The 24,749-nt window shown below is 72.5% G+C and carries 18 protein-coding genes; 11 read left to right on the forward strand and 7 right to left on the reverse strand.

All coding sequences use genetic code 11. From position 1 onward, the window contains the following. The first annotated feature begins 382 nt into the window (after positions 1 to 382). From ACQEVU_RS18445 to ACQEVU_RS18470, 6 genes are all read left to right on the forward strand, one after another. A complete protein-coding gene (locus tag ACQEVU_RS18445) occupies positions 383 to 1,651 on the forward strand; it encodes an ABC transporter substrate-binding protein (RefSeq protein ID WP_433325037.1) in 1,269 nt (422 codons plus the stop codon). A gap of 17 nt (positions 1,652 to 1,668) precedes the next feature. Then, positions 1,669 to 2,655, forward strand: a complete 987-nt coding sequence (locus ACQEVU_RS18450) for a carbohydrate ABC transporter permease (protein ID WP_433325039.1) — start codon at positions 1,669 to 1,671, stop codon at positions 2,653 to 2,655. 26 nt (positions 2,656 to 2,681) lie between these two features. Beyond that, the gene (locus ACQEVU_RS18455; protein ID WP_433334982.1) at positions 2,682 to 3,545 is read left to right on the forward strand and encodes a carbohydrate ABC transporter permease; all 864 of its coding nucleotides are present in this window, start codon (positions 2,682 to 2,684) and stop codon (positions 3,543 to 3,545) included. Then, complete coding sequence (locus ACQEVU_RS18460) at positions 3,542 to 7,630, forward strand: glycoside hydrolase family 38 C-terminal domain-containing protein (protein WP_433325041.1); 4,089 nt, start codon at positions 3,542 to 3,544, stop codon at positions 7,628 to 7,630. The genes ACQEVU_RS18455 and ACQEVU_RS18460 overlap by 4 nt, the downstream gene beginning before the upstream one ends. Further along, on the forward strand, positions 7,611 to 7,931 hold the full coding sequence (locus ACQEVU_RS18465) for a GYD domain-containing protein (protein WP_433325043.1): 321 nt from the start codon (positions 7,611 to 7,613) through the stop codon (positions 7,929 to 7,931). The genes ACQEVU_RS18460 and ACQEVU_RS18465 overlap by 20 nt, the downstream gene beginning before the upstream one ends. 123 nt (positions 7,932 to 8,054) lie before the next feature. Continuing rightward, on the forward strand, positions 8,055 to 9,449 hold the full coding sequence (locus ACQEVU_RS18470; RefSeq protein ID WP_433325045.1) for a sugar porter family MFS transporter: 1,395 nt from the start codon (positions 8,055 to 8,057) through the stop codon (positions 9,447 to 9,449). A 50-nt stretch (positions 9,450 to 9,499) separates the two neighbouring features. Here the strand turns inward: ACQEVU_RS18470 and ACQEVU_RS18475 are convergent, their stop codons facing one another. The 7 genes from ACQEVU_RS18475 to ACQEVU_RS18505 form a co-directional block, all read right to left on the reverse strand. After that, positions 9,500 to 11,152 carry a cellulose binding domain-containing protein gene (locus ACQEVU_RS18475; RefSeq protein WP_433325047.1) on the reverse strand — a complete coding sequence of 551 codons (1,653 nt, stop codon included), beginning with the start codon at positions 11,150 to 11,152 and terminating at the stop codon, positions 9,500 to 9,502. A gap of 227 nt (positions 11,153 to 11,379) precedes the next feature. After that, positions 11,380 to 12,372, reverse strand: a complete 993-nt coding sequence (locus tag ACQEVU_RS18480; RefSeq protein ID WP_433325049.1) for a LysR family transcriptional regulator — start codon at positions 12,370 to 12,372, stop codon at positions 11,380 to 11,382. Then, positions 12,369 to 13,445, reverse strand: coding sequence for a (Fe-S)-binding protein (locus ACQEVU_RS18485; RefSeq protein ID WP_433325051.1), 1,077 nt, complete (start codon positions 13,443 to 13,445; stop codon positions 12,369 to 12,371). Before ACQEVU_RS18485 ends, ACQEVU_RS18480 begins: the two co-directional genes overlap by 4 nt. Beyond that, complete coding sequence (locus ACQEVU_RS18490; protein ID WP_433325053.1) at positions 13,442 to 14,818, reverse strand: FAD-binding oxidoreductase; 1,377 nt, start codon at positions 14,816 to 14,818, stop codon at positions 13,442 to 13,444. The genes ACQEVU_RS18485 and ACQEVU_RS18490 overlap by 4 nt, the downstream gene beginning before the upstream one ends. Next, positions 14,815 to 15,567, reverse strand: coding sequence for an SDR family NAD(P)-dependent oxidoreductase (locus ACQEVU_RS18495; protein ID WP_433325055.1), 753 nt, complete (start codon positions 15,565 to 15,567; stop codon positions 14,815 to 14,817). The genes ACQEVU_RS18490 and ACQEVU_RS18495 overlap by 4 nt, the downstream gene beginning before the upstream one ends. Then, complete coding sequence (locus ACQEVU_RS18500) at positions 15,564 to 16,325, reverse strand: SDR family NAD(P)-dependent oxidoreductase (RefSeq protein WP_433325057.1); 762 nt, start codon at positions 16,323 to 16,325, stop codon at positions 15,564 to 15,566. Before ACQEVU_RS18500 ends, ACQEVU_RS18495 begins: the two co-directional genes overlap by 4 nt. 34 nt (positions 16,326 to 16,359) lie before the next feature. Then, a complete protein-coding gene (locus ACQEVU_RS18505) occupies positions 16,360 to 17,889 on the reverse strand; it encodes a UxaA family hydrolase (RefSeq protein ID WP_433325059.1) in 1,530 nt (509 codons plus the stop codon). A 252-nt stretch (positions 17,890 to 18,141) separates the two neighbouring features. On the opposite strand from ACQEVU_RS18505, the gene ACQEVU_RS18510 reads away from it, so the two are divergent. From ACQEVU_RS18510 to ACQEVU_RS18530, 5 genes are read left to right on the forward strand one after another with little or no spacing between them, the layout of a single operon-like run. Continuing rightward, positions 18,142 to 19,602 (forward strand): sugar ABC transporter ATP-binding protein, encoded by a 1,461-nt coding sequence (locus tag ACQEVU_RS18510; protein WP_433325061.1) that lies wholly within the window; start codon positions 18,142 to 18,144, stop codon positions 19,600 to 19,602. After that, positions 19,599 to 20,585 (forward strand): ABC transporter permease, encoded by a 987-nt coding sequence (locus ACQEVU_RS18515; RefSeq protein WP_433325063.1) that lies wholly within the window; start codon positions 19,599 to 19,601, stop codon positions 20,583 to 20,585. Before ACQEVU_RS18510 ends, ACQEVU_RS18515 begins: the two co-directional genes overlap by 4 nt. Beyond that, on the forward strand, positions 20,582 to 21,583 hold the full coding sequence (locus ACQEVU_RS18520; RefSeq protein WP_433325074.1) for a sugar ABC transporter substrate-binding protein: 1,002 nt from the start codon (positions 20,582 to 20,584) through the stop codon (positions 21,581 to 21,583). Before ACQEVU_RS18515 ends, ACQEVU_RS18520 begins: the two co-directional genes overlap by 4 nt. Continuing rightward, positions 21,573 to 22,808 (forward strand): ABC transporter permease subunit, encoded by a 1,236-nt coding sequence (locus tag ACQEVU_RS18525; RefSeq protein WP_433325076.1) that lies wholly within the window; start codon positions 21,573 to 21,575, stop codon positions 22,806 to 22,808. The genes ACQEVU_RS18520 and ACQEVU_RS18525 overlap by 11 nt, the downstream gene beginning before the upstream one ends. 60 nt (positions 22,809 to 22,868) lie before the next feature. Further along, the gene (locus ACQEVU_RS18530) at positions 22,869 to 24,731 is read left to right on the forward strand and encodes an RICIN domain-containing protein (protein WP_433325078.1); all 1,863 of its coding nucleotides are present in this window, start codon (positions 22,869 to 22,871) and stop codon (positions 24,729 to 24,731) included. Positions 24,732 to 24,749 lie beyond the last annotated feature (18 nt).

Raw genomic sequence — 24,749 nt, forward strand, 5'->3', positions numbered from 1 at the left:
TACCGCATCTGAGCGCTCAACAATTGCGTAGTGGATAGTACGAATTTTCCCCGCAATTCGGACTTTACAGGCACAAAATTTACCGGCTATTGTTTCGGGCAGTTGGGGCCGCTCCCGCGAGGCTTTTCACTGCGGGCCGGCGCCGACCGTCGCCGCGGAGGCCGGGTGCACTGCGCTGTTGATCGCATTGCATGAAGCCGTCGTCCTGCTAGCGCCTCCGCCGCGGCCTCGCGTCCGTGCCCGGTCGACCGGGTCGGCGACGGTCCCCTGGGCCGACCTCGGATTCGGTGACGCACTCGTCGTGCGGCGATGCCGTGCACTCGTTCCTGCGTATCCGATCCCGCCAGCAGTCCGAGCACCCCCGAACCCTGAAGGAGATTGGATGCGCACCCGCAGGCCCGCAGCGTTGACCGCGCTGATGCTGGGCTGCTTGGCGCTCGTCGCCACCGCGGTCGGCGCGTGCGGTTCCGCAAAGCCGGGCCAGACGCAGCTCGTCGTCGAGATCTTCGGCGACATGGGATACCACGACCTGTACACCAAGTACGAGCAGACCCATCCCGGGGTGAAGATCGTCGAGCACATCGTCTCGTACGACGACCACCACAAGAACCTGCAGGCGCACCTGCTGGGCGGATCGGGAACCGGCGACATCGAGGCCATCGACGGCGGCTACATCTCGCAGTTCAAGGTCATGTCCGACAAGTTCGTCGACTTCAGGGACTACGGCGCCGACCCGAGTCAGTGGCTGGCGTGGAAGTCGCAGCAGGCGACCGGCGCCGACGGCAGCCTGATGGGGCTGGGCTCCGACGTCGGCGGCCTGGCGATGTGCTACCGCCGCGACCTGTTCGCACAGGCCGGCCTGCCGACCGACCGCGACCAGGTCGCCGCGCTGTGGCCGGACTGGGAGTCGTACATCGCGACCGGCAAGCGGTTCAAGGCCAACGCGCCCGACGGCGTGGCCTGGTTCGACTCCGGCTCCAACATCTTCAACGCCATCGTCGGCCAGGCGCCGGTCGGCTACACCGCCCCCGGCAACAAGGTCGTGGTGGCTGACAACCCGGCCGTCAAGAACGCGTTCAACCTTGCGGTCGAGGCCGTGCAGGCCGGCGAGTCGGCGAAGCTGGCGACCTTCAGCCAGCAGTGGAACGCCGGCTTCCAGCAGGGGTCGTTCGCGACCGTGGCCTGCCCGGCGTGGATGACCGACACCATCAAGCAGAACGCCCCCCAGACCGCCGGCAAGTGGGACATCGCCAAGATTCCCGGCGGCAGCGGCAACTGGGGTGGCTCGTTCCTGACCGTGCCGAAGCAGAGCAAGCACCGCAAGGAAGCGGCCGAGCTTGCCCAGTGGCTGACCGCACCCGAGCAGGCGAGCTGGATCTTCCGCACCCAGGGTCACCTGCCCAGCCAGGCCGCGCTCTACGACGACCCGGCCGTGCTCAGCAACACCAACGCGTTCTTCAACAACGCGCCCACCGGCCAGATCTTCACCGCGGCGGCCAAGACCTTGCGGCCGCAGTACCAGGGCCCCAAGGACGGCGACATCGGTCCGCTGATCGGCCTCGGGATCACCCGGGTCGACAAGGGCAAGCAGCGACCCGACCAGGCGTGGCGCCAGGTGCTCAAAGACGTCGCGAACGCCACCGAGCCGTAGAAAGGAAGGACGAGCTGATGGCAGTAATCGCACCTCCGCCGGTGTTGCCCGAGCGGCGGGAAACCCCACCGGCGAAGCCGGCAAAGGTTGAGCGGTGGTCTGTTCTGCGTCGCAAGTTCGACGTGAGCGGCACGCCGTACCTCTACATCGCACCGTTCTTCGTGGTCTTCGCGGCGTTCGGGCTGTTCCCGCTCCTCTACACCGGCTGGATGGCCCTCAACCAGTGGAACCGCGACATCCCCGGCAGCGACCACACCTTCGTCGGGCTGGGCAACTTCGTGCGCCTCTTCCACGACGACTACTTCTGGAACGCGCTGTTCAACACCGCCGTGATCGGCGTGCTGAGCACCGTGCCGCAGCTGCTGCTGGCGATGTGGATCGCCCACCTGCTCCATCGCAAGATGCGCGGCCGCACCCTGCTGCGGATGGGCGTCCTGTTGCCCAACATCACCTCGGTGGCCGCCGTCGGGCTGATCTTCGCCCAGCTGTTCGGGCGTGACCTCGGCCTGATCAACTGGGTGCTCAGCCTGGTCGGCCTGGGCAAGGTCGACTGGCAGGCGGGCACCTGGCAGTCGTGGGTGGCGCTGGCCGTCATCCTGACCTGGCGCTGGACCGGCTACAACTCCCTGATCTACCTCGCCGGGCTGCAGGCCGTGTCGGACGACCTCTACGAGGCGGCCGACCTCGACGGCGCCAGCCAGTTCCGGAAGTTCCGGACCATCACCATCCCGGCGCTGCGCCCGACCATCATCTTCAGCGTGATCATGTCGACCATCGGCACGATCCAGCTGTTCACCGAACCACTGATGTTCAACCCGGGTATGAGTCCGACCGGCGGCGACTCCCGCCAGTTCCAGACGCTCGCCATGTACGTGTACGAGCAGTTCTGGACCCACGGCAAGTACTCCTACGCCGCCACGGTCTCCTGGGCCATGTTCATGATCATCGTGCTGGCGGTGGGTGGGAACTACCTGCTGTCCCGACGCATTCGGAGCTCGTCATGACGACCCTGATACCGGTCTCCCGGGCCATGACCGGCGATCGCCGCGTCCGCCGGCGGTCCGCGGCGCCCAGCCAGCGCAGCGCCGGAGCCAGGACCTACGTGCTGGTGGGGCTCATCGCCGCGGTGTCGGCGTTCCCGCTGTACTGGTCGGTGGTCGCTGCGTCCAACGACAACTCCGCGGCGGGGAGCTGGCCGCCCCGGCTGCTGCCCGGCAGCCACCTGTGGGAGAACCTGCAGCGGGCGTACACCCAGGCGAACTTCGGCCTCGCCCTGCTCAACTCGATGATCGTCGCGACCGCGGTCACGGCCTGCGTCGTGCTCACCAGCACGCTGGCCGGTTTCGCCTTCGCGAAGCTCAAGTTCCGCGGCAGCAACGCCCTGCTCGGGTTCCTGCTCGTGACGATGATGGTGCCGGCCCAGCTGGGCATCATCCCGCTGTACATCATGATGTCGCAGTGGCTGGGCTGGACCGGGCACCTGCAGGCGGTCATCGTGCCGGCGGCCACCTCGGCGTTCGGCGTCTTCCTGGTGCGCCAGTACCTCTCGGAGGCGCTGCCCGATGCGCTGCTGGAGGCCGGCCGGATGGACGGATGCTCGACGCACCGGCTGTACTGGCACGTGGTGCTGCCGGCGGCGCGGCCCGTCGCCGCGGTGCTCGCGCTGTTCACCTTCATGAACACCTGGAACGACTTCTTCTGGCCGCTGCTGGCCCTGGGCCAGGGCAACCCGACCACCCAGGTCGCACTGTCCACACTGGCCGGTGGCTACTACATGGACTACTCGCTCGTGCTTGCGGGAACGCTGATCAGCACCGCGCCCGTGCTGCTGGTGTTCCTCTTCCTCGGTAAGCAGATCATCGGCGGGATCATGCAGGGGGCCGTGAAGGCGTGAACTGGACCGTCTGGCTCATCCCGCACTTCCACTACGACCCGGTGTGGTGGAACACCCAGTCCGCGTACACCCAGACGTGGGACCAGCCGCAGGTGCCCGAGGCGGGGGAGGAGCGCTTCGCCTGGCCCGGGCACAGCGCGTTCAGCCTCGTCAAGGCGCATCTGGCGAAGATCGGCGAGGACCCGCAGTACAGCGTGGTCCTCGCCGAGGTGGACTACCTCAAGCCGTACTGGGACACGTTTCCGGAGGACCGCGAGCTCATCCGGCGACTCATCGCGGACGGCCGCCTGGAGCTGGTCGGCGGCACCTACAACGAGCCGAACACCAACCTCACCGGCATCGAGACGACGATCCGCAACGCCGTGCACGGCGCCGGGTTCCAGCGCCACGTCGTCGGAGGCGTCCCCTCCACCGCGTGGCAGCTGGACGTGTTCGGCCACGATCCGCAGTTCGCGCAGGTGATGGCCGGTGCCGGGCTGACCTCGATCGCCTTCGCCCGCGGCCCCCACCACCAGTGGGGGCCGATGCTGACCAGCTGGAACATCCGCGAGCATCGCAAGCCGTTCGCGCCGACCCAGTTCCCCACCGAGTTCGAGTGGGTGTCGCCCGGCGGGGACGGCCTGCTCACCCACTACATGGCCGCCCACTACTCGGCCGGCTTCAGCCTCGACGCCGCCCAGGATCCGCGGACCGCGGCGGACGAGCTGCACGAGCTGTTCACCCAGCTGCGCCCGGCCGCCGCGACCCGCAACGTCATGATTCCGATGGGCAGTGACTTCAGCGCTCCCATGCGCTGGGTCACCGAGCTGCGCGCGGCCTGGGAGCAGCGGTACCCGCACGTGCGGCTGCGGTACGGCCTGCCGCGCGACTTCTTCACCGCCGTGCGGGACGAGCTCGCCGCGAGGGGCGTGCACGCCACGCCGCAGACCCGCGACATGAACCCGATCTACACCGGCAAGGACGTCACCGCGATCGACACCAAGCAGGCCCACCGCCTGGCGGAGACGCGGCTGCTGGACGCCGAGAAGTGGGCCACCTTCGCCGCGCTGCACGGCGCGGCCTACCCCGCCGCGGCCGTGGACAAGGCGTGGCGGCTGCTGCTGTTCGGCGCGCACCACGACGCGGTCACCGGCACCCAGTCCGACCAGGTCTACCTCGACCTGGTCGCCGGCTGGCGCGAGGCGCACGACCTGGCCGCCGACGTGGACCGCTCGGCCCGCCGGCACCTGGCCCGGCACGTCGACACCCGCGGGGAGGGCACCGCGGTCGTCGTGTTCAACCCGCTCACGCACGCCCGGACGGACACCGTCGGCCTGGAGATCGACGTCGACCCGGCCGCGGGTGTCACGCTCACCGACGACGGCGGGGTCCCGGTTCCGTACCTCACCGAGACCCTCGCGCACGCCGCCGACGGCCGGCCGGGCCGGGCGCTGCTGCGGTGGGTCGCGCGCGATGTGCCGTCGATGGGCTACCGCACGTACCGCCTGGTGCCCGCCGCGCAGCCGTCGGCGTCCGGCTGGCAGGCCGTTGAGGCGACGAGCATCGCCAACGACCGCTACCGGGTTCGTGCGGATCCCGCGCGGGGCGGCACCCTGGCCGAGATCACCGACCTCGCCGCCGGCCGGGACATCCTCCCACCGGGCCGGGTGGGCAACGAGCTGGTCTGCGTCGCCGAGCACCGCGACCATCCCGAGTTCGGCGAGGGCCCGTGGCACCTGCTGCCGCACGCCGTCGCCTGGCGCAGCGCCGACACCGCGGCCGACGTCACCGTCGAACGCTGCCCGATCGGCGAGCGCATCACGGCCACCGCGACGGTCGACGGATGCCACTACACGCAGCAGACCACGCTGTGGTACGGCATCGACCGCATCGACTTCAGCACCGGCATCGACGGGTTCGCCGCCACCGACCGGCTCCTGCGGGTGCGCATACCCTGCGACGTCCCCGGCGGCATGCCCGTCAGCGAGACCGCGGCCGCCGTCATCGGCCGCGGCTACGCCCTGCTCGACGCCGACGCGGCGGAGCACCCCCGGACCCTGGACAACACGGCGCACCAGTGGTTCGGCCTCGCCGCGGCGCTGACCGTCCACCTGCACGATCCACAGGCGCGCTCCGAGCGCTCGCGAGCGGTGTCCGTCGCCGAGATCGTCGTCCCCGACGGCGACGAGGGCCGTCACTCGACCCGGCGGCTCGCCGTCGGGCTGGCCCGGGCCGGCGTCACCGCCACCGTGACGCCCGCGACGGGAAACCGTTACGGCGCCCTGGACACCGACTCCAACCTCCCCGACTGCCGCGTCGCGGTCGGCACCCCGCAGCGCAACGCGTTCGTCGCCGAACTGCTCGACCGGGCGCCGGCACCGTTCGCCGCCGAACTGGCCGCGCAGCTCGCGGCGACCGGCGCGGCCCGCCTCTGGATCCCCGCCGAGCGGCCGCTCGGCGAGGTCTGGCGGCCGGGCGCCGACGTGCGCCCGATCCGGGACCTGCCCGTCCTGCTGATCGCCGGCGACGACGCCGAGGCCGAACAGTGGGCCCTCACCGAGCTCCTCGACGACCTCCGCGACGCGAACGTGCACGTCACGCAGCCGTTCGCGCTGCACCACGCCGAGGCGACCGTCGAGGACTACGCCGTCGCGCTGCTCAACCGCGGTACCCCCGGCTTCGCGGTCGAGCCCGACGGCACGCTCAACATGTCGCTGACCCGCGCGTGCACCGGCTGGCCCACCGGAACCGCGATCAACTTCCCGGACCGCAACGCCCCGGGCGGGCGCAGCTTCCAGCACCACACCAGCCGGCGCTTCGACTACCACCTGGTGAGCGGCCCCGGCGGATGGCGCACCGCCGGGTTCGTCGCCGCCGGGCTGTCCGTCAACCATCCGCTCGCCGCCACCGCCGCGCCGGCCGGCGACGGGGCGCTGCCGGCCACCGGATCCCTGCTGAGCGTCGAGCCCGCCGAGAGCTTCGTCGTCACCGCGGTCAAGCCGGCGGGAGAGCCGCTCGCCACCGGCTCCGCATCGGCCGCCGACGCGTGCGACAGCCTGATCGTCCGCGGCTACGAGCCCCACGGCCGGTCCGGCAGCGTCGCGATCCGCCTCGCCGGCGGTATCGCCGCGGCCACGGCCGCCGATCTGCTCGACCGCCCCGGCGCGCCCCTCGAGCACGACGGACGGCAGCTGCGGCTCGACGTCGAGGGGTACCGGATCACGTCGCTGGCCCTGTCACCGGCTCGCGCCGAGCGGGGCGGGACGGCGCTCGCCGCGAGCACCGAACCCGTGCAGCCCGTGTTCACCCGCTACTGGCTGCACAACTGCGGCCCCGCGCCCATGGGCAACCTGCCGGTCGCGCTCACCCTCCGGCCGGACGACCGGCCGCGCGACGACGGCGCCGCGGCCGGCGTGCGGCTGCGCGCCCAGATCGTCTGCGACGACAACGACGCGGGCTACGACGGGGACCTGCTCGTCACGGCGCCGGACGGCTGGGTCGCCACCCCGCAGTCCGGGCACGTGACCGTCGGCGCGGGAGGCCACCTCGGCGTGCCTGTCACCGTCACGGCTCCCGACGACGCCGAACCCGGCTGGTACGCGGTCGAGGCGAGCATCGCCCACCGGGGCCAGGAGCTGCAGGACGCCCTCGTCGTGCCCGTGGGCCGGCCCGCGCCCGGGCCGCTGCTGCACGCGCGCGCCGAGGCCCGGGAGCTCACGCTGACCCCCGGAACGCGTGGCCACGTCCGCGTACGGGTGGGCCATGAGCTGCGCACCCCGCTGCGGGGGCACGCCCAGCTCATCACCCCGCACTACATCTGGCCGCTGACGAGCGAGCCGACGCAGGGCTTCACGATCGCGCCCGGTTCGACGCAGTGCGTCGAGTTCCCCGTCACCGTCCCGGTCGGGACGCCACCCGGGCAGTTCTGGGCCCAGCCCAAGATCTGCGCCTTCGGCCGGATCGCCTACTGCGAACCCGTCCGCATCGTCGTCGGCCCCGGCGGCGCCGGACCTCGAGCCCGGGGTGAGAGCCGTTCGGCGGGCGTTCCTTTCGCGGTTACCCTCGGACTTGAGGGGGTGATCTCGAATGCCCAGATTCCTATTTGAGGCAACGTACACGCTCGATGGACTCCAAGGACTGTTCAAGGACGGAGGCAGCGGACGGGTCGAGGCGGCCCGGAAGATGGCCGAAAGTGCCGGCGGGCGACTTGAGTCGTTCGACTTCGCCATGGGGGAGCCCGACACGTACGCGATCTGCGAACTGCCGGACAGCAAGTCGGCGGCCGCGGTCGCTCTCACGATCGACGCATCCGGTGGAGCCCGAATCAAGACCGTGCCGCTGGTGACCCCGGCAGAGATCGATCAGGCGGTTCACCAGACCGTCGACTACCGCGCGCCCGGCGCCTGATCCGACCACACCGCCCGAACCCATCCTGCGGAGCTCGTCGCGCGGCGCGGGCGGCGAGCTCCGGCGTCGTGGGTTCGGCCGGGCTCGGGCTGTTCAGCCGGACCGCGCAGGAGGTGTGCCGACATGGCCGGCTATCCCGCGGCCGAGAGCCACCGCGGAGCCACTATCACCGTTCGCTGGTCGGTCCTCGGTCCGGCACTCGTCGCTGCGCTCGGTGGCTTTCTGTTCGGGTACGACACCGGCGTCATCTCCGCCGCCCTGCTGTACCTCACGGCGGTGTTCGGCCTGTCGAGCACGCTGCAGGAGGTGGTCGTCGCCGCGCTGCTGCTCGGCGCGATCGGCGGCGTGGTCGGCGGCGGCCCGCTCGTGGACCGCTTCGGCCGGCGGCGGCTGCTCATCGTCTCCGCCGCCGTGTTCTGCGTCGGCGCGCTCGCGTCGGCGTTCACCCCGAACCCGGGGGTGCTCATCGCCGCCCGGTTCGTGCTCGGCCTGGCGATCGGCACGTCGTCGCTGGTCGTGCCCACGTACATCGCCGAGATGGCGCCCCGGCAGGTGCGCGGGCGCCTGGTGTCGTTGCAGCAGCTGATGATTACCGTCGGCATCTTCGTGTCGTACCTCGTCGGCTTCGCGTTCTCCGGGGTGGACCAGGGCTGGCGCTGGATGCTCGGGCTTGCCGTCGTGCCGGCCGCGGTGATGCTGCTGGGCCTGCTCGGCCTGGCGGAGAGCCCGCGCTGGCTGCTGTCGCGGGGCCGCGACGACGAGGCCCGGGCCGTCATGCTGCGCTCCCGCGGACCGCGCGAGGCCGACGAGGAACTGGCCGAGATCCGCCAGATCAGCGCGGCGGAGCGTGGAATGTCGATCCGCGACGTGTTCGGCCGCCAGCTGCGTCCGGCCGTGCTGCTCGGCGTCGCCGTCGCCGCGACCAACCAGCTCGTCGGCGTCAACGCGGTCATCTACTACACGCCGACCCTGCTCACCCGGGCCGGATTCGGTGACGCCGCCGCGCTGCTGTCCACCGTCGGGATCGGGCTGGTCAACATGCTCGTCACGATCGTGGCGCTGCTCGCCATCGACCGGGTCGGCCGGCGCCCGCTGCTGCTCGGCGGTACGGCGATCGTCGTGCTCAGCCTGGTCGTGCTCGGCGTGCTCTACCTGCTGCCGAGCCAGACCGGCGTCACCGGGGCCGTCCTGGTGGCCGTGTTGTGCGTGTACATCGCCGCGTTCGCCGCGAGCCTCGGCCTCGGCATCTGGCTCATCAACAGCGAGATCTTCCCGACCGCGGTGCGCGGCAAGGCGGCCGGCGCCGGCACCGTCACCCACTGGACGCTCGACTTCCTGATCTCGCTGACCGTGCTCACGGCGATCGGTGCGCTGAGCGCCACCGGTCTGTTCTGGCTCTACGCCTTCTTCGGTGTGCTGGGCTTCGTGTACCTGTTCCGCAACCTGCCGGAGACCAAGGGCCGCAGCCTGGAGGACATCGAACGGACGCTGCGCCGCCGCAGCGGAGCGGTCTGCTGACCGGCTCGCGGCGGCCGCCCCGCGGCGTACGGGGCGGCCGCCGCTGACGGCTACACCTTGGCGCAGACCGTCCCGTTGAGGGTGAACTGGGCCGGTGCCGCGTTCGCGCCGCTGTACGCGGCCTGGAAGCCGAACTGTGCGTTGCCCTTCGCCGGGATGGTGGCGTTGTACGACATGTTGACCGCCGTCACCGCCTGCCCCGACTGCGTGACCGTGGCGTTCCAGGTGTTGCTGATCGCCTGGTTGCCGCCGAACGTCCACTTGAGCGTCCAGCCGGTGATCGCGGCGGCACCGGTGTTGGTGACCGTCACGTTGGCCGTGAAGCCGCTGCCCCAGTCGTTGAGGCTGTACCCGACCGTGCAGGCGGCCCCGGTCGGCGCGGAGGACGACGGCGAACGCGACGGGGACGCGGACGGCGAACGCGACGGGGACGCCGACGCCGACGGCGAGGCCGACCGGGACGCCGATGGGCTGGTGGAGGGGTTGCCCCCGCTCTTGGCCACCATGTACGCGGAGTGCGTCCTGAACACCGACAGCTCCGGTGCGCCGTGCTTGACGCTGTAGTTGTCGCCGCCGGCCTGCGCGTCCGGGTTCCACCAGAACGCGCTGCCGTCCGCGTCCTGGGTCTGCAGGTCGTTGTAGATGGAGGTCCACCAGGTGCTGCGGTCCACGCCCTGGGTGTTGAACTCACCCATGAAGAACGGCTTGCCGACCACCGTGTGCGAGTCGGAGATCCAGGCGTTGATGAGCGTGAGCGTCTGCGCCAGCGTGAGGTTGGCCCAGCCTTCGTTCGGGTACGGGTGGGCCGAGGTGAAGTCGATGTACGGCGATTGCTGGATGGCGACGAACGGGTTGCCCTCGTCGCCGCCGAAGCCGTACTTGGTGCCGTGCCCCTCCAGGCCGGCGTCGACCATGTGGTTGCCGTCGATGCCCTTGATGTAGGCGCCCATGGTGTCGACCCACTTGCGCAGCGTCGTCCCGTTGACGCTTTCCGTGGTGCCCTGGCCCTCGTACCGCGGCTCGTTCATCAGTTCCCACGCGAACACGGTCGGGTCGTCCTTGTACTTGACACCCGTGTAGTGGTTGGTGCGGTTGAGCGCGTACGACACGTAGTTCTGGTACTGCGTGAAGCAGCCCGGGCAGGCGGACTGGTTGAAGAACCGCCACCGGTTGGCCTGTCCGGTGGGCAGGCCCTCCCAGGACAACCGGGTGTCGATGCCGCCGTACGCCTCCCAGTAGTTCTCCAGGACCGGGATCACCCGGATGTTGTGCTGCGCCGCCGAGTAGAGGACGTAGTCGAACTCGGAGAACTGCTGCTCGCTGTACACGCCTTTGCTGGGTTCGAAGCCGTGCCACGTCTCATGGTCGAACATCCACGTGCGCAGCACGGTGACCCCGTCGGCGGCCATCTCGGCCATGTGGTTGTCGATGCGGGCCTTGTCCATCCACTGGGTCTCGGTGTCCCCGTAGCTGCCGCCGTAGGTGAAGGTGTCGTAGACGTTGGTTCCGGCGAAGTAGTACGTGTGGCCGCCCAGGCAGAAGTGGATGCCGCAGCGGGTGACGAAGCCGGTGGTGGCGGCGGATGCTTGCACGAGCGGCACGGCGACCGCGGTGGCGAGCACTGCGACACAGGCCGCGACGGCGAGCGCGAACCGGCGCCGCGCGCCTCGCCAGCCGACGGGTGCGGGATGGGACTGATGCATAGGAGCGCGCCTCCTGGCGTGGACCCCGAACGTGATCGGTGTGGACGGTGAACTCGCGGCGGCCCCTGGCCACCGCGCAACTGAACCGCTTCAGTAAGCTCACGTCAGCGATCGGTGTCAACGCCCGGGCAACCGCAGCAGGAGCGGACCCGGGCGAACGTCGCCGCGGTGCGCACAAACGGAATGGGCCGCCCGTCCGGCGGCCCTGAAAGTTTCCCGGGGGAGTGCTAGACCGGCAGCACGCCCGGGGGGAGCGGCGCGCACGCCTGCGCGTCGAGGAACGCCTGGACGACGGCGCTGCCGGCGCGGCGGCGGGTCCAGAACAGTGCGACGTCGCGGTGCGCGGTCGGCGAGTCGATGGTGCGGATCGTCAGGCCCTCGGTGCTGGTGGTCTGCAGCGCCAGGCGGTTGATGACGCCGATGCCGAACGCGGCCCGCACCAGCGCGACCAGAGTCGTCGGCTGGTCGGTCAGGTACACGATGTTGGCCCGCCCGGCCGCCTCGCCGAGAGTGTTGCGCACGTCGAACCCGCCGCCCTCCTCTTCGGTGCCGGCCGGGTTGCCGATCAGCGGCCGGGCCAGGACGTCCTCGACGCTGACGGTCGCCCGCGCGGCGAGCGGGTCGTTGTCCCGCATGACCACGACGATGTCCTCGTGCCAGATGGTGCGATGGCACAGCGTGTTCTCACGCATCTTCGGCAGCAGCGGCCGGAAGGCGAGGTCGACGGTGCCGCCCGCGACCATCTCCTCCAGCGTCGCGGCCGTGCCCTCGTGCAGCTCGACCGTGACGCCGGGGTGGCGGGCCTGCAGTTCCTGCAGCACGCCCGGCAGGTAGGTCGAGCTGACGCTGGGGTAGCTGCCGATGGTCACGTGGGCGACGACGTTGTCCAGTGTGCTGCGGACCGCCTCGACTCCCCGCTGCAGCTCCAGCATGGCCGCCATTGCGTGACCGCGGAACAGCTCGCCGGCGGCGGTCGTGCGGATCGGGCGGGCCTTGCGGTCGAACAGCGTCACGCCGAGGGCGTGCTCCAGCGCGGCGATGTGGGCGCTGACCCTCGACTGCGACAGGTGCAGCGCGACGGTGGCGGCGCCGAAGCCGCCTCGGTCGGCCACCGCCAGGAAGCTGCGCAGCCAGGCGGTCTGCAGTGACATGGCGTCGCGGGGGTCGCGCGGCGCCGCCTCGGCGTCGTCGAGGTCCTCGGGCTCCTCGGGGCCGCTCACCGGTGGCCGTCCAGCGCGGCGGCCACGAGCTCGGCCAGGTGGACCACCCGGGTGCGCAGCCCGGCGCGGCGGACCGCCGTCCGCAGCTGACGCTGGCAGCCCGGGTTCACCACGACCAGGAAGTCTAGATCCAGTTCGGCCAGCGTGGCCAGCTTCGTGGCGAGGACCCGGCGGCTGTCGCGGCGGCGCAGGATCGCGTAGGTGCCGGCGGCGCCGCAGCAGTCGCCCGCGCCGGGGATCTCGACGTAGTCGCCGAGCGCGGCGAGCACGGCGCGCGGGGCGTCGTGGACGCCGAGGCCGTTGCGCAGGTGACAGGAGTCCTGCAGGCCGATGCGGGCCGGCCGGCCGCCGACGAGGACGGGACCGGGCAGCGGACCGCGCTCCAGCAGCGCCTCGGAGTAGTCGAGGACCCGGTCGCGGCCCGCGACTGCGGCGAGGTGGGCCGCGCAGCCGCCCGCGGTGGAGACGATCCGGCCGGGCCGGTCGGCGAGCTCGGCGGCCAGCCGCTCGCCGCGGGCCAGGTCACCGTTGTGGGCGTGCAGGGCGCCGCAGCAGCCCTGGTCGGCGGGCACGCGCACGCCGGGAAGAGTCCGGGCGGCGGCGCGGCTCACGGCGGGGAACAGGACCCGTTCGAAGCAGCCGAGCATGAGCGTGTCGCGGCCATCCGGGGCCGCTTGCGGCGGCTCGGTCCGGGCCGGGCGGCGCAGGCGGCCGGCGAGGCGGACGAGGCGGCGGCTTGCGGCGAACCACAGCAGCGGCCGGATGCGCAGGGGCCGGCGGCGGCCCGCCCACTGCGCGTCGCGCAGCTGCTCCAGGAGCCGGCCGTAGGGCACGCCGGCCGGGCACGCCGGCTCGCAGGCGCGGCAGCCGAGGCAGAAGGCGCCCTGATGGCGGGCGGCGGCGTCGAAGACGTCGACCGTGCCGTCGTCGATGGCCCGCATGAGCGCGATCCGCCCGCGCGGCGAGGACGCCTCGTCGCCGGTGAGCCGGTAGGTGGGGCAGGACGGCAGGCAGAACCCGCACGAGATGCACGCCCGCAGGCCGGCCGGGTCGAAGACGGGCCCGGTTGTCATGACCCGAGTTTTCCGGGGTTGAGGATGCCCGCCGGGTCGAACGCACGCTTGATCCGGGTGAGCAGCGCGGTCTGCGCCGGGCCGAGCTGGGCCTGGAGGTACGGAAGCTTCGCCGCGCCGACGCCGTGCTCCCCGGTGATGGTCCCGCCGAGCTCGATTGCGGCGGCGAAGACGTCGTCGAACGCGGCCGCGACGCGCGCCCGCTGCCGGGCGTCGGCGGGGTCGAAGCAGCCGACCGGGTGCGCGTTGCCGTCCCCGGCGTGGCCGAAGGTCGCCATGGTCACGCCGTGCCGCTCGGCGATCGCGTCGATGCGCCGGACGAGCTCGGGCAGGCGCGAGCGCGGCACGCCGACGTCCTCGAGCATGGTCGCCCCGCCCAGGCGGGACAGCGCCGGCAGCGCGCAGCGGCGCGCCGCCAGCAGCGCCTCGGACTCGGCCGCCGCGCCGGCGACCTGCACCGAGGCGGCGCCGTGTGCGCGCATCACGTCGGCCATCGCCGACACCGTGCGCCGGGTCTCGGCGGCGCCGCCGTCGTCGCCGAAGAGCAGCATCGCGCCGGCCGTCGGGTCCAGGCCCAGGCGCGCGTGGGCCTCGACGGACCGGATGCAGCCGGCGTCGAGGAACTCCAGCGTCGCGGGCAGGAACCCGGCGGCGATGACGCCCCCGACGGCGGCGCCGGCCGTCTCCAGGTCGGCGAAGTACGCCAGGCCGGTGAGGCTTTCCGCCGGCGCCGGGCGCAGCGCGAGCGTCAGCTCCGTGAGCACGGCGAGGGTGCCTTCGGAGCCGGTGAGCAGGCGGACCAGGTCGTAGCCGGCCACGTCCTTGAGCAGCCGGCCGCCCGCGCGGATGACGTCGCCGCCGGCGAGGACGGCCTCGACGCCCAGGACGTAGCCGGCGGTGTTGCCGTACTTGAGCCCGTGCAGGCCGCCGGCGTTGGTGGCGACGTTGCCGCCGAGCGTCGACACGTGCCGGCTGCCCGGGTCGGGCGGGTAGTGCAGGCCGTGCCCGGCGGCGGCCCGCGCCAGCTCCTGGGTGGTGACGCCGGGCTGGGCGACCGCGGTCAGGTCGACGGGGTCGATCGAGACGATGCGGTTCATGCGGGTCAGCGCGAGCACGATGCCGCCGCGGATCGGCACGGCGCCGGCGGCGAGGCCGGTGCCGGCGCCGCGGGGCACGACGGGGACGCTGTGGCGGCTCGCCCAGGCCAGGGTTTGTGACACCTCGTCCGTGGAGCCGGGCCGCACGACGGCCGCGGGTGTGCCGGCGAAGCCGAATGTGGCGTCCGTGCGGTACGGCACCAGCGCCGCCGGTCGCGTCTCAACGTTCGCGGCCCCGACGATGCGGCCGAGGTCGGCGGCGATCGCGACGGTCATGCCGCCGTCATCCCGCCGTCGACGACCAGGGCGGCGCCGTTGATGAACCGGCCCTGCGGCCCGGCGACGAACGACACCATGGCGGCGATCTCCTCCGGCGTCCCCATGCGCCCGTCAAGCTGCCGGGCCGCCATCGCGGCGCGGGCGGCCGCCGGGTCCGGCGCGCCAGCGAGAATCTTGCCGACCCATTCGGTCTCCACGGTGCCGGGGCAGATCGCGACGCAGCGGATGCCGTCGCTGGCGTGGTCCACGGCGACGGCCCGGGTGAGCCCGATCAGGCCGGCCTTGGAGGCGCAGTAGGCGGCCCGGCGGCTGAGACCGACGAGCCCGCCCACCGACGCGATGTTCACGATCACGCCGCTGCCGCGGTCCAGCATCAGCGGCAGCGTCGCCCGCGTGGTGAGGAACGGGCCGGTGAGGTTCACCGCGAGGACCCGGTCCCAGTCCTCGTCGCTGGTCTCCAGCACGGTCGCGGCCACGCCGATGCCGGCCACGTTCACCAGCACCTCCGGGGCGCCGAAGGTCACCGCGATCTCCCGGGTGACCGAGCCGACGGCCAGCGGGTCGGTCAGGTCGAGCGCGAACTCCTGCGCCTTGCCGCCGAAGTCCTCGATGCTCGCGCGGGTCCCCGCCAGGCCCGCGACGTCGAGGTCGACCAGGGCGACCCGGTGGCCGTCGCGGGCCAGCGACACGGCGGTGGCGCGGCCGATGCCGGAGGCGGCGCCGGTCACCACGGCGACGGCGCTCACGAGTACGCCGTCCCGGGCAGCGAGCCGTCCATGGCGTAGCCGCCGTCGACGTCGAGGCTGGCGCCGGTGGTGTAGCACGCCTCGTCGGAGGCGAGGTAACAGATGGCCGCGGCCACCCACTCCGGCGGTGCGATCATGCCCAGCGGGATCTTCGCCCGCAGGGCCCGCTCGATTTGCGGCGTGTAGATGGGCGCGCTCATGCCGGTGCGGGTGGCGCCGGGGCGCACGCAGTTGACGGTGATGCCGTGCGGCGCGAGCTCGGAGGCCATCGTGCGGCTCATCGCCTCGAGGCCGCCCTTGCTCGCCGTGTAGGGCGCCGCGTTCGGCTCGGAGACGACGGCGTGCACCGACGAGACGTTGACGATCCGGCCCGCCGTCCCGGTGTCGACCATGATGCGGGCGACGGCCTGGCTCAGGAAGAACACCCCGGCCAGGTTCACCGCGAGCACGCGGTCCCAGTCCTCGCGGGTCACCTCCAGGAACGGGGCGATGTGCAGGACCCCGGCGACGTTGGCCAGCACGTCGACGCGCCCGGTCTCCGCGCGCAGCCGCGCCGACAGCCGTTGGGGGGCGCCCGGGTCGGCGACGTCGAGCTCGACGGTGTGCACGCGGCCCGCGCCCGCCTCGGGCCACGGCTCGGTGTGCCGCACGTCGACGGCGAAGACCGTGGCCCCCTCGGCCAGCAGCCGCGCCGCCGTGGCCCGGCCGATGCCGGAGCCGGCGCCGGTGACGACCGCGACCTTGTCGCTGAATCTCATGGTGTACCTCTCGTGCCGATCGAAGGAACTGTGTTCACAGGACGGCCCCCATCTGCCACGGCACGATCTCGTCGGTGCCGAAGCCCAGCGTCTCGGACTTGCTCGGGGCACCCGAGGCCAGGTCGACCAGGGCCTCGAACAGCCGGACACCGTGGCGGACCTGCTCGTCGCGCGACATCGCGGGCCCGGCGTCGAAGTCCATGTCGCCGCGCATGTGCTCGAACAGCCGCGACGTCGTGCTGATCTTGAGGCATGGGGTGGGCCGGGATCCGAACACCGATCCTCGCCCGGTGGTGAACGCCAGCAGGTTCGCCCCGCCGGCCACCATGCCGGTCGCCGACACCGGGTCGTAGCCGGGCGTGTCCATGAACGTCAGGCCGGCGGCGGTGACCGGCTCGGCGTAGGCGACCACGTCGTTGAGCGGGCTGGTGCCGGCCTTGAGGACCGCGCCCAGCGACTTCTCCCAGATCGTGGTGATGCCGCCGGCCTTGTTCCCGGCGGAGGGGTTGCTGTCCAGCGCCGCCCCGTGCCGCGCGGTGTACTCCTGCCACCACCGGATGAGCTCGTCGATGTGCCGGGCGACCCCGGGTGTGGCGGCCCGGTCGCGCAGCAGGTGCTCGGCGCCGTAGATCTCCGGGGTCTCGCCGAGCACGACCCGCCCGCCGGCCGCGACGAGCAGGTCGGCGGCGACGCCGAGGGTCGGGTTGGCGGTCAGGCCCGAGTACGCGTCGCTGCCGCCGCACTGCAGCCCGAGCGTCAGCTCGGCGACCGGGATCGGCTCGCGCCGCAGGGCCGCGACGTCGCCGGCGATCCGCGCGATGCGCTCCAGCGCGGCGTTCACGGTGGCCGCCGTCCCGCCCAGCTCCTGGATGCTGAGTGTCTCGGCCGGGACCGCGCCGCCGAAGACGTGCTCCGGCTGGTTGACCTCGCAGCCGAGGCTGATGGTGAGGACCGCGGCGACGTTGGCGTGCGCGGCGTACCCCCGCAGCGTCCTTCGCAGAAGGTCGTCGCCCAATGTGCCCTCGGCCAGCCCGCAGCCGAGGCCGTGGGTCAGCGCGATGACGCCGTCCAGGCCCGGCGTCCCCGCGTGCGCGGCCGTGGCGGCCTGCGCGACCAGGCGCGCGACCGTCGCCGAGCAGTTGACGGTCGGCAGCACCGCGATGTAGTTGCGTGTCGCCGCCCGGCCGTCGGGGCGGCGGTAGCCGAGGAAGTGCTCGCGGGTGGGAGCGGCCGGCGGCCGCCAGCCCGCGCCGGCCGGATGCGGGGCGCCGCCGCCGGTGTCCGGCCCGACGCCGAGGTTGTGCACGTGGACGTGGGCGCCGGCCGGGATGTCGCGCCGGGCCGTGCCGATCACCTCGCCGTACTTGCGCACCGGCGCGCCCGCGGCGACGGCCCGGACGGCGACCTTGTGCCCCGCCGGGATGTCGTCGGCCGCGGCGACCACGCCGGCGGCGGTGCGCACCGGCGTCCCGCGGCCGACGTCCGCCGGGACGAGGCCGACGTCGTCCACGCCGGGGCGTGGCACCAGGGGTTCCACAACGTCGGCCGGCGCGGCCGTGGTCATGAAGGCATTCTTTCGGGCGCGGATTCGGCGGCTGGAATCGGCAGCGTCATGCCGTCGACCATAGGTTGCCGCGCGGCCGCCGCGAAGCGTGAGTAACGAAACGCCGCCATCCGTATCGCGAATGCTGCGGCGATCCGATTTCCGGATGATCGCATGCCGAAACATGCGCTTCACCGGCATGATCGCCGGGCGTAGCGTCAGCGGCACCTTGAGCCCGGTTCCAGCCATTTCTATATTGCCCGGGAGGCATTGATGTCCGAGCCGGCGATCGCGGTCGGCGACGTGTCGAAGTCCTTCGGCGGCATCACCGCCGTGGACCGCGTCTCGTTCACCGTCTCCGGCGGCGAGGTCGTCGCGCTGGTCGGGGAGAACGGCGCCGGCAAGTCCACCATCAAGAACATCATCGGCGGGACGCTGCGGCCCGACAGCGGGCACGTTCGCCATGCCGCCGGTGTGGCCACGGTGCACCAGGAGACCAGCCTGTTCCCGGACCTCACCGTCGCCGAGAACGTGTTCATCGACCGCCTGCGCGAGCCTGGCCGCGCGACGGTCCGTCCGGCCCGCCTGCGCCAGGCCGCCGCGCCGGTGCTGCGCCGGGTCGGGGCGGGCTTCGGCCCGGAGGCGGTCGTGCGCGACCTGTCGGCCGGGCAGCGGCAGCTGGTGGAGATCGCCAAGGCGCTGGCCGGCGAGCCGCGAGCGATCGTGTTCGACGAGCCGACCGCCTCGCTGAACCTCGTCGAGCGCGAGCTGGTCATGGGCATCGTCGAGCAGTTGCGCGCCGACGGCGTCGCCGTGCTCTACATCTCGCACTACCTGGAGGAGGTCGCCCGGCTCAGCCAGCGCGTCGTGGTCATGCGCGACGGCCGGGTCGTGGCGGACCGCCCCACGGGCGAGCTCGGCCGGGCCGCGCTCGAGGCGCTCATGGTGGGCCGGGAGCTCGCCCGGGGCTACCCGGCCCCGGCGCCGCCCCGGTCCGCGACGGCGCTGTCGGTGCGCGACCTGGGCGACGGCGCCCGGGTCGCCGGCGTCTCGTTCGACATCGCCGAGGGCGAGATCTTCGGCCTGGCCGGCCTGATGGGCTCGGGCCGCACCGAGGTGGCGCGGGCGATCTTCGGCCTGGCCGGCGCGATCGGCCGGGTCGAGGTGGGCGGGCGGGCGCTGCGGCGCGGCAGCGTCCGCGCCGGCATCGCCGCCGGCCTGGCGTTCGTCACCGAGGACCGCCGGCACGAGGGGCTGTTCCTGGACCGGCCCATACGCGAGAGCCTGTCCATCGTCGACCTACCCGCGGTCTGCCGGTCCCGCCGCCTCGGCTGGCTCGACGGCGGCCGCGAGCGGCGCCTGACCGAGGACCTGGCCGGCCGCGTCCGGCTGGTCGCCCGCGGCGGCCTGGGCGCCGGCGGCGGCTCGCTCAGCGGCGGCAACCAGCAGAAGGTCGTCCTGGCCAAGTGGCTGGCCCGGCGGCCGCGCCTGATCATCCTCGACGAGCCGACCCGCGGCATCGACGTGGGTGCCAAGGCCGAGATCTACCGCCTCCTCGTCGACCTCGCCCGCGAGGGCACGTCGATCCTGCTCATCAGCTCGGAGATGGAGGAGGTTCTGGGGCTCAGCCACCGCGTCGGCGTCATGCACGACGGCCGCCTCGCCGGCATCCTGGACCGGTCCGCGGCGACGCAGCACGCCGTGATCCGGCTGGCCACCGGCGGCGCGGCGTGAGCCCGCGGGCCGGCGCCGCCGGGCGCCTCGTCGCGGCCGTCCGGCGCGAGCCGCTGCTGCCGGTGCTGCTCGTGCTGCTGGGCGGGTTGTCGCTGGTGTACCGCGAGTTCGCCACCGTCGACAGCCTCCGCAACGTCGCCGTGCAGGCGAGCCCGCTGATCGTCGCCGCCGTCGGCATGACCTACGTGATCATGACCGGCGGGATCGACCTGTCCGTCGGTTCCATGCTCTTCCTCGCCGCGGCAATCGAGACCGGTGGGGCCCTCGCCGGCCGGCCCGCCGCCGCGGTCTTCGCCGTCGTCGCCCTGGCCGGCCTCGGCATGGGCCTGGTCAACGGGCTCGCCGTGGCCTACACCCGGGTCCCCGCGCTGATCGTCACCCTCGCCACCATGCAGGTGTTCCGCGGCGCGGGCGGCCACGTCACCGGGCAGCAGAACATCGACCTGCCCGTGCACCTGCGCGGCATCGGTACGGCGAGCCTGTTCGGCGTACCGTGGCCGGTCCTGCTCGCGGCCGCGGTCGCGCTCGCCGCGGCGTTCGTCTTCGGCCGCACGACGTTCGGGCGGTACGTCCAGGCGGTGGGCTCCAGCCCCGACGCCGCCGTCAACGCCGGTCTGCCGGCCCGCGGGGTCCTCGTCGGTGCCTACGCGGTGGCCGGCCTGCTGGCCGCGATCGCCTCGCTGGCCCAGACCGCCCGGCTCGGCGCCGTGCAGCCCTCCATCGGACAGGGCTACGAGCTGACCGTCATCACCGCCGTGGTCCTCGGCGGCACCACCCTGCTCGGCGGGCGGGGGAGCATCGCCGGCACCGTCCTGGGTGCGCTCGTGCTCACCACCGTCCAGACCGGCCTCGTGTTCTCCGGCGCCTCGCCGTACGCCTTCGACATCGTTCGCGGCGGCGTGCTGCTCGCCGCCGTCCTCGCCGCCGGCGTCCGATGGATGCGCCGGCGCCCTTCCCGCCACCTTGAAATGGAGTTGCCGTGAAACGATTCCGTATTGCCCGTTGCCTGGCAGTGGTTGTGGCCGCCGCCGCGTCGCTGCTGCCCGCCGCCTGCGGCTCGACCGCCGACTCGGGCGGTTCGGCCGGGAAGAAGCGCACGATCGGGGTGAGCTTCGACCTGCTCAACGCGATCCGCCAGGCGGAGAAGGGCTCGATCCAGAAGGCCGCCGAGGCGGCCGGCTATTCGGTCGAGTTCGCCGTCGCCGACCAGGACGCCCAGAAGCAGGCCGCCCAGATCCAGGACTTCATCCAGACGAAGAAGGTCGACGCGGTCATCGTCATCGCGCAGGACGGCCAGCAGATCGCCTCGTCGGCCAGCCTCGCCAAGGCCCGCAACGTCCCGTTCCTGGCCATCGACCGCGCGGTCGCCGACCAGCAGAACGTCACCTTCCAGATCACCGGCGACCCGGTGGCCGACGGCAAGGCGGTCGCCGCCGAGTTCGTCGCCGCGGCGAAGACCACACCGCTGCGGGTGCTCGAGCTGGTCGGCGGGCTCACCGACCAGAACGCGATCGGCCGCCGCGACGGGTTCAACGCCGCGGTCACCGGCCAGCCGAACATCACGCTCGCGAGCCAGGTGCCGACCGACTGGAAGCCCGAGCAGGCCCTCGACGGCACCTCGAACGCGCTGCAGAAGGACCCCGCGATCAACGCCATCTACGTGCCGTCGGACTTCCTGCTGCCCTCGGTGCAGTCGGCGCTGACCGCGGCCGGCCGGCTCGCACCCATCGGCGACCCCAAGCACGTCTTCCTGGTGACCATCGACGGCGACCAGAACGGCTGCAAGGCCATGCAGGCCAAGACCCTCGACGCCGACATCGCCACGCCCGTCGACGACTTCGGCCGGCAGTCCGTCGCGGCGGTCACCGCGGCGCTGGGTGGCCGGCCGGTCGAGCCCAAGAGCGTCCAGGCCAAGGGGCTCACGCTCAACCAGGCCAACTACGCCACGACCAGCGCGCAGGTGTGGGGCTGTGCGTCCTGAGGTCACCGGCACGGAGGGCTCCGGCCGCACGGAGGGCTCCGGCCGCACGGAGGGCTCCGGCCGCACGGAGGGCTCCGGCCGCACGGAGGGCTCCGGCCGCACGGAGGGCTCCGGCCGCACGGAGGGCTCCGGCCGCACGGAGGGCTCCGGCCGCACGGAGGGCTCCGGCCGCACGGAGGGCTCCGGCCGCACGGAGGGCTCCGGCGTGGAGCCCTCCGCCGCCGCCCCGGCCACCCGGGGCGGCCGCGCCCGCCCCGGGTGGCTCGCCGACCTCGCGATGCTGCCGGCCCTGCTCGCCCTCGTCGCGGTCCTCGCCGTCACGACCGACGGCCTGCTCACGCCGTCGAACCTGATCAACGTGCTGAGCCAGTCGGCGGTCGTCGCCATCGCGGCGATCGGCGCCACGTTCGTGATCCTCACCGGCGGGATCGACCTGTCGACGGGCAGCGTCATCGGGGCCGGCGGAGTGGCCGGCGCCGCGGTCCTGGTCGGTACCGGCAGCCTGGCGGCCGGTGTTGCCGCCGGCCTGGCGTCGGGCACCCTGATCGGCGCGCTGATCGGGCTCGTCGTCGCGCGGCTCGGCGTGGTGCCCTTCGCCGTGACGCTCGCCGCGCTGTACGTCGTCGGCGGCGCCACCACCCTGCTCAGCCACGGCCGCACGATCGCGCCGGTGCCGGTCGGCTTCATCCGCTTCAGCATCGACGGCCCCGCCGGCGTGCCGTACGCCGTCTGGCTGGCCGTTGCCCTGTACGTCGTCGCGCAGGTCGCGCTCACCCGAACCGCGTGGGGCCGCCGCGTCCTGCACGTCGGGGCCAACGCCGAGGTCGCGCGCATCAGCGGCGTCGACGTGGCCCGCATCCGGATCTCCGTCTACGCCGCCGCCGGGCTCTGCTCGGCGATCGCCGGCCTGGTCCTCACCTCCGGGCTGGCCGGGGCCGGCGCGGGCATGGGCGGCCCGCTGCTGCTCAACATCGTCGGCGCCGTCGTCCTGGGCGGCACCCGCCTCACCGGCGGGCGCGGCTCCCTGCTGCGCACCGGCATCGGCGTGCTGTTCCTCGGATTCCTGGCCAACGGGATGAGCCTTTTCGGGCTGCCGAGCTTCGATCAGCAGATGGTCACCGGTGCATTCATATTCGTCGCCGCCGCGGCCAATGGGGTGGGGTCGTGGAGGGGACGCATTCGTCATACAGATCGGTCAATTCCGAAAGACGCGATCGACGCCTAAGGGCGACGTCGCTAGCTTCGTTTCCGACCGGTTGAAACCGCCTTACCGGAAAGGAAAGCCATGGCCGTTTCCAAACATGGCCGCAAACGGAGGCTGCTGAGCTTCGCCGCCGCCGTGCTCACCGCCCTCGCCTCCGCCGTGCTGGCGGTGGTGACCGCCGCCGCCCCGGCCGCCGCCGCCGCGCCGCTCGACCCCAGCCAGTTCCACGGCGTGCACTGGTCGCGCCTCGGCGACAACTTCAGCCCCGATCGGCTCGTCCTGCAGGGGCTGTCGGCGAGCGACGACTACAACGCCGCCCGCAGCAAGGCCGACGCCATGTTCGCCGCGTTCGCCACCGGCCTGGGCGCCAACACCGTCCGCCTGCCGATCAACCCCGCCACCACCAGCTGGAACACCTACAACGGGGTCATCGACGCCGCCACCGCCCGCGGCTTCAAGGTCATCCTCTGCTACTGGTCGCAGGACGGCACCAACATGGTCCCCGGGAGCCTGCTGCCGGCCTGGAACCAGATGTGGGACACCCTCGCCGCCCGGTACCGCGCCAACCCGCTGATCTACTTCGACCCGATCAACGAGCCCATCGGCTTCAACACGACCCAGTGGCTGGACTTCGCCGCCGCCTGGATCACCCGCATGAACGGGGCCGGCCTGACGAACGACCGGCTTTTCATCGAGGGCGCCCAGCTCGACGGCGGCGGCTGGGGCAGCGACCTGCGGCCACTGTGCAACGACGCCCGGTTCAACGGGGTGTACCTCGCCATGCACCGCTACGCCTTCCCGTATGGCTCGCGGACGTACGCGCAGTGGGTCAGCGACATCACGAGCCTCATGGGCAACTGCTCCTCGCGCACCGTCATCGAGGAGTTCGGCGCGTCGGCGGACACCGGCGTCGACTTCAACGCCACGCCCAGCGGCACGACCGACAAGGAGGTCGCGTACCTGCGGGCCATCACCGACGTCGCCCGCCAGTACCACCTCGGCACGATCTGGTGCCACGTCATCGGCGGGCGTACCACCACGCCGGACCACGACACGCTCAACATCCAGCGGCTGGGCACCGCCTTCGGCGGCGGCCTGGGCAACGTGCCGCTGTGGACGCCCAACCCGACCGCCGTCGACCGGCTCGAGTACTCCTGGGGCGGCCTCGGCTCGGGCACCACCGAGCTGCGCAACGCCGGCCTCAACGCGTGTCTCGACGTGCCCGGCTCGTCGACCGCCAACGACGTCCAGCTCCAGGTACGGGCCTGCCAGAACGCGAACAACCAGCGGTGGACCCGGCAGGCCAACGGGACGATCACGGTGTACAACGGCAGCAAGTGTCTGGACGCCTTCGGGTTCGGCAAGACCAACGGCACGCGCGTGGTCATCCACGACTGCCTGGGCAACGCCAACCAGCAGTGGCGCTTCTTCTCCGACGGCACGATCCGCGGGGTCGACTCGCGGCTGTGCCTCGACGCCGACCCGGCGAACCCGCAGAACCTGCGGCTGTGGGCGTGCGGCGGCGGGAGCAACCAGCGGTGGCTCCTCTTCGGCTCGCCGGTGGGCCTGCGCGCCCACGCCAACGGCCGGATCGTCACCGCCGAGTCGGCCGGCGCGCAGCCGCTGATCGCCAACCGGCCGGTCGTCGACGGCTGGGAGACGTTCGACCTTATCGACAACGCCGACGGGAGCGTGAGCCTGCGTGCCCGCGTCAACAACCGCTACGTCGACGCGCCGAACGGCGGCGCCTCGTCACTGATCGCCACCGCCACCGCGATCGGACCGGGCCAGTCGTTCGACATCGTCTACAACCCCGACGGCAGCATCAGCCTGCGCGCCCGCATCAACGGCCGGCTCGTGGCCGCGGAGTCGGCCGGCGCCCAGCCGCTGATCGCCAACCGCACCGCCGTCGGCCCGTGGGAATCGTTCGACCTGCTCGTGTAGCGCATCGACCGGCCGCAG

The organism is Dactylosporangium sp. CA-139066 (assembly GCF_050936175.1).
Classification (GTDB): domain Bacteria; phylum Actinomycetota; class Actinomycetes; order Mycobacteriales; family Micromonosporaceae; genus Dactylosporangium.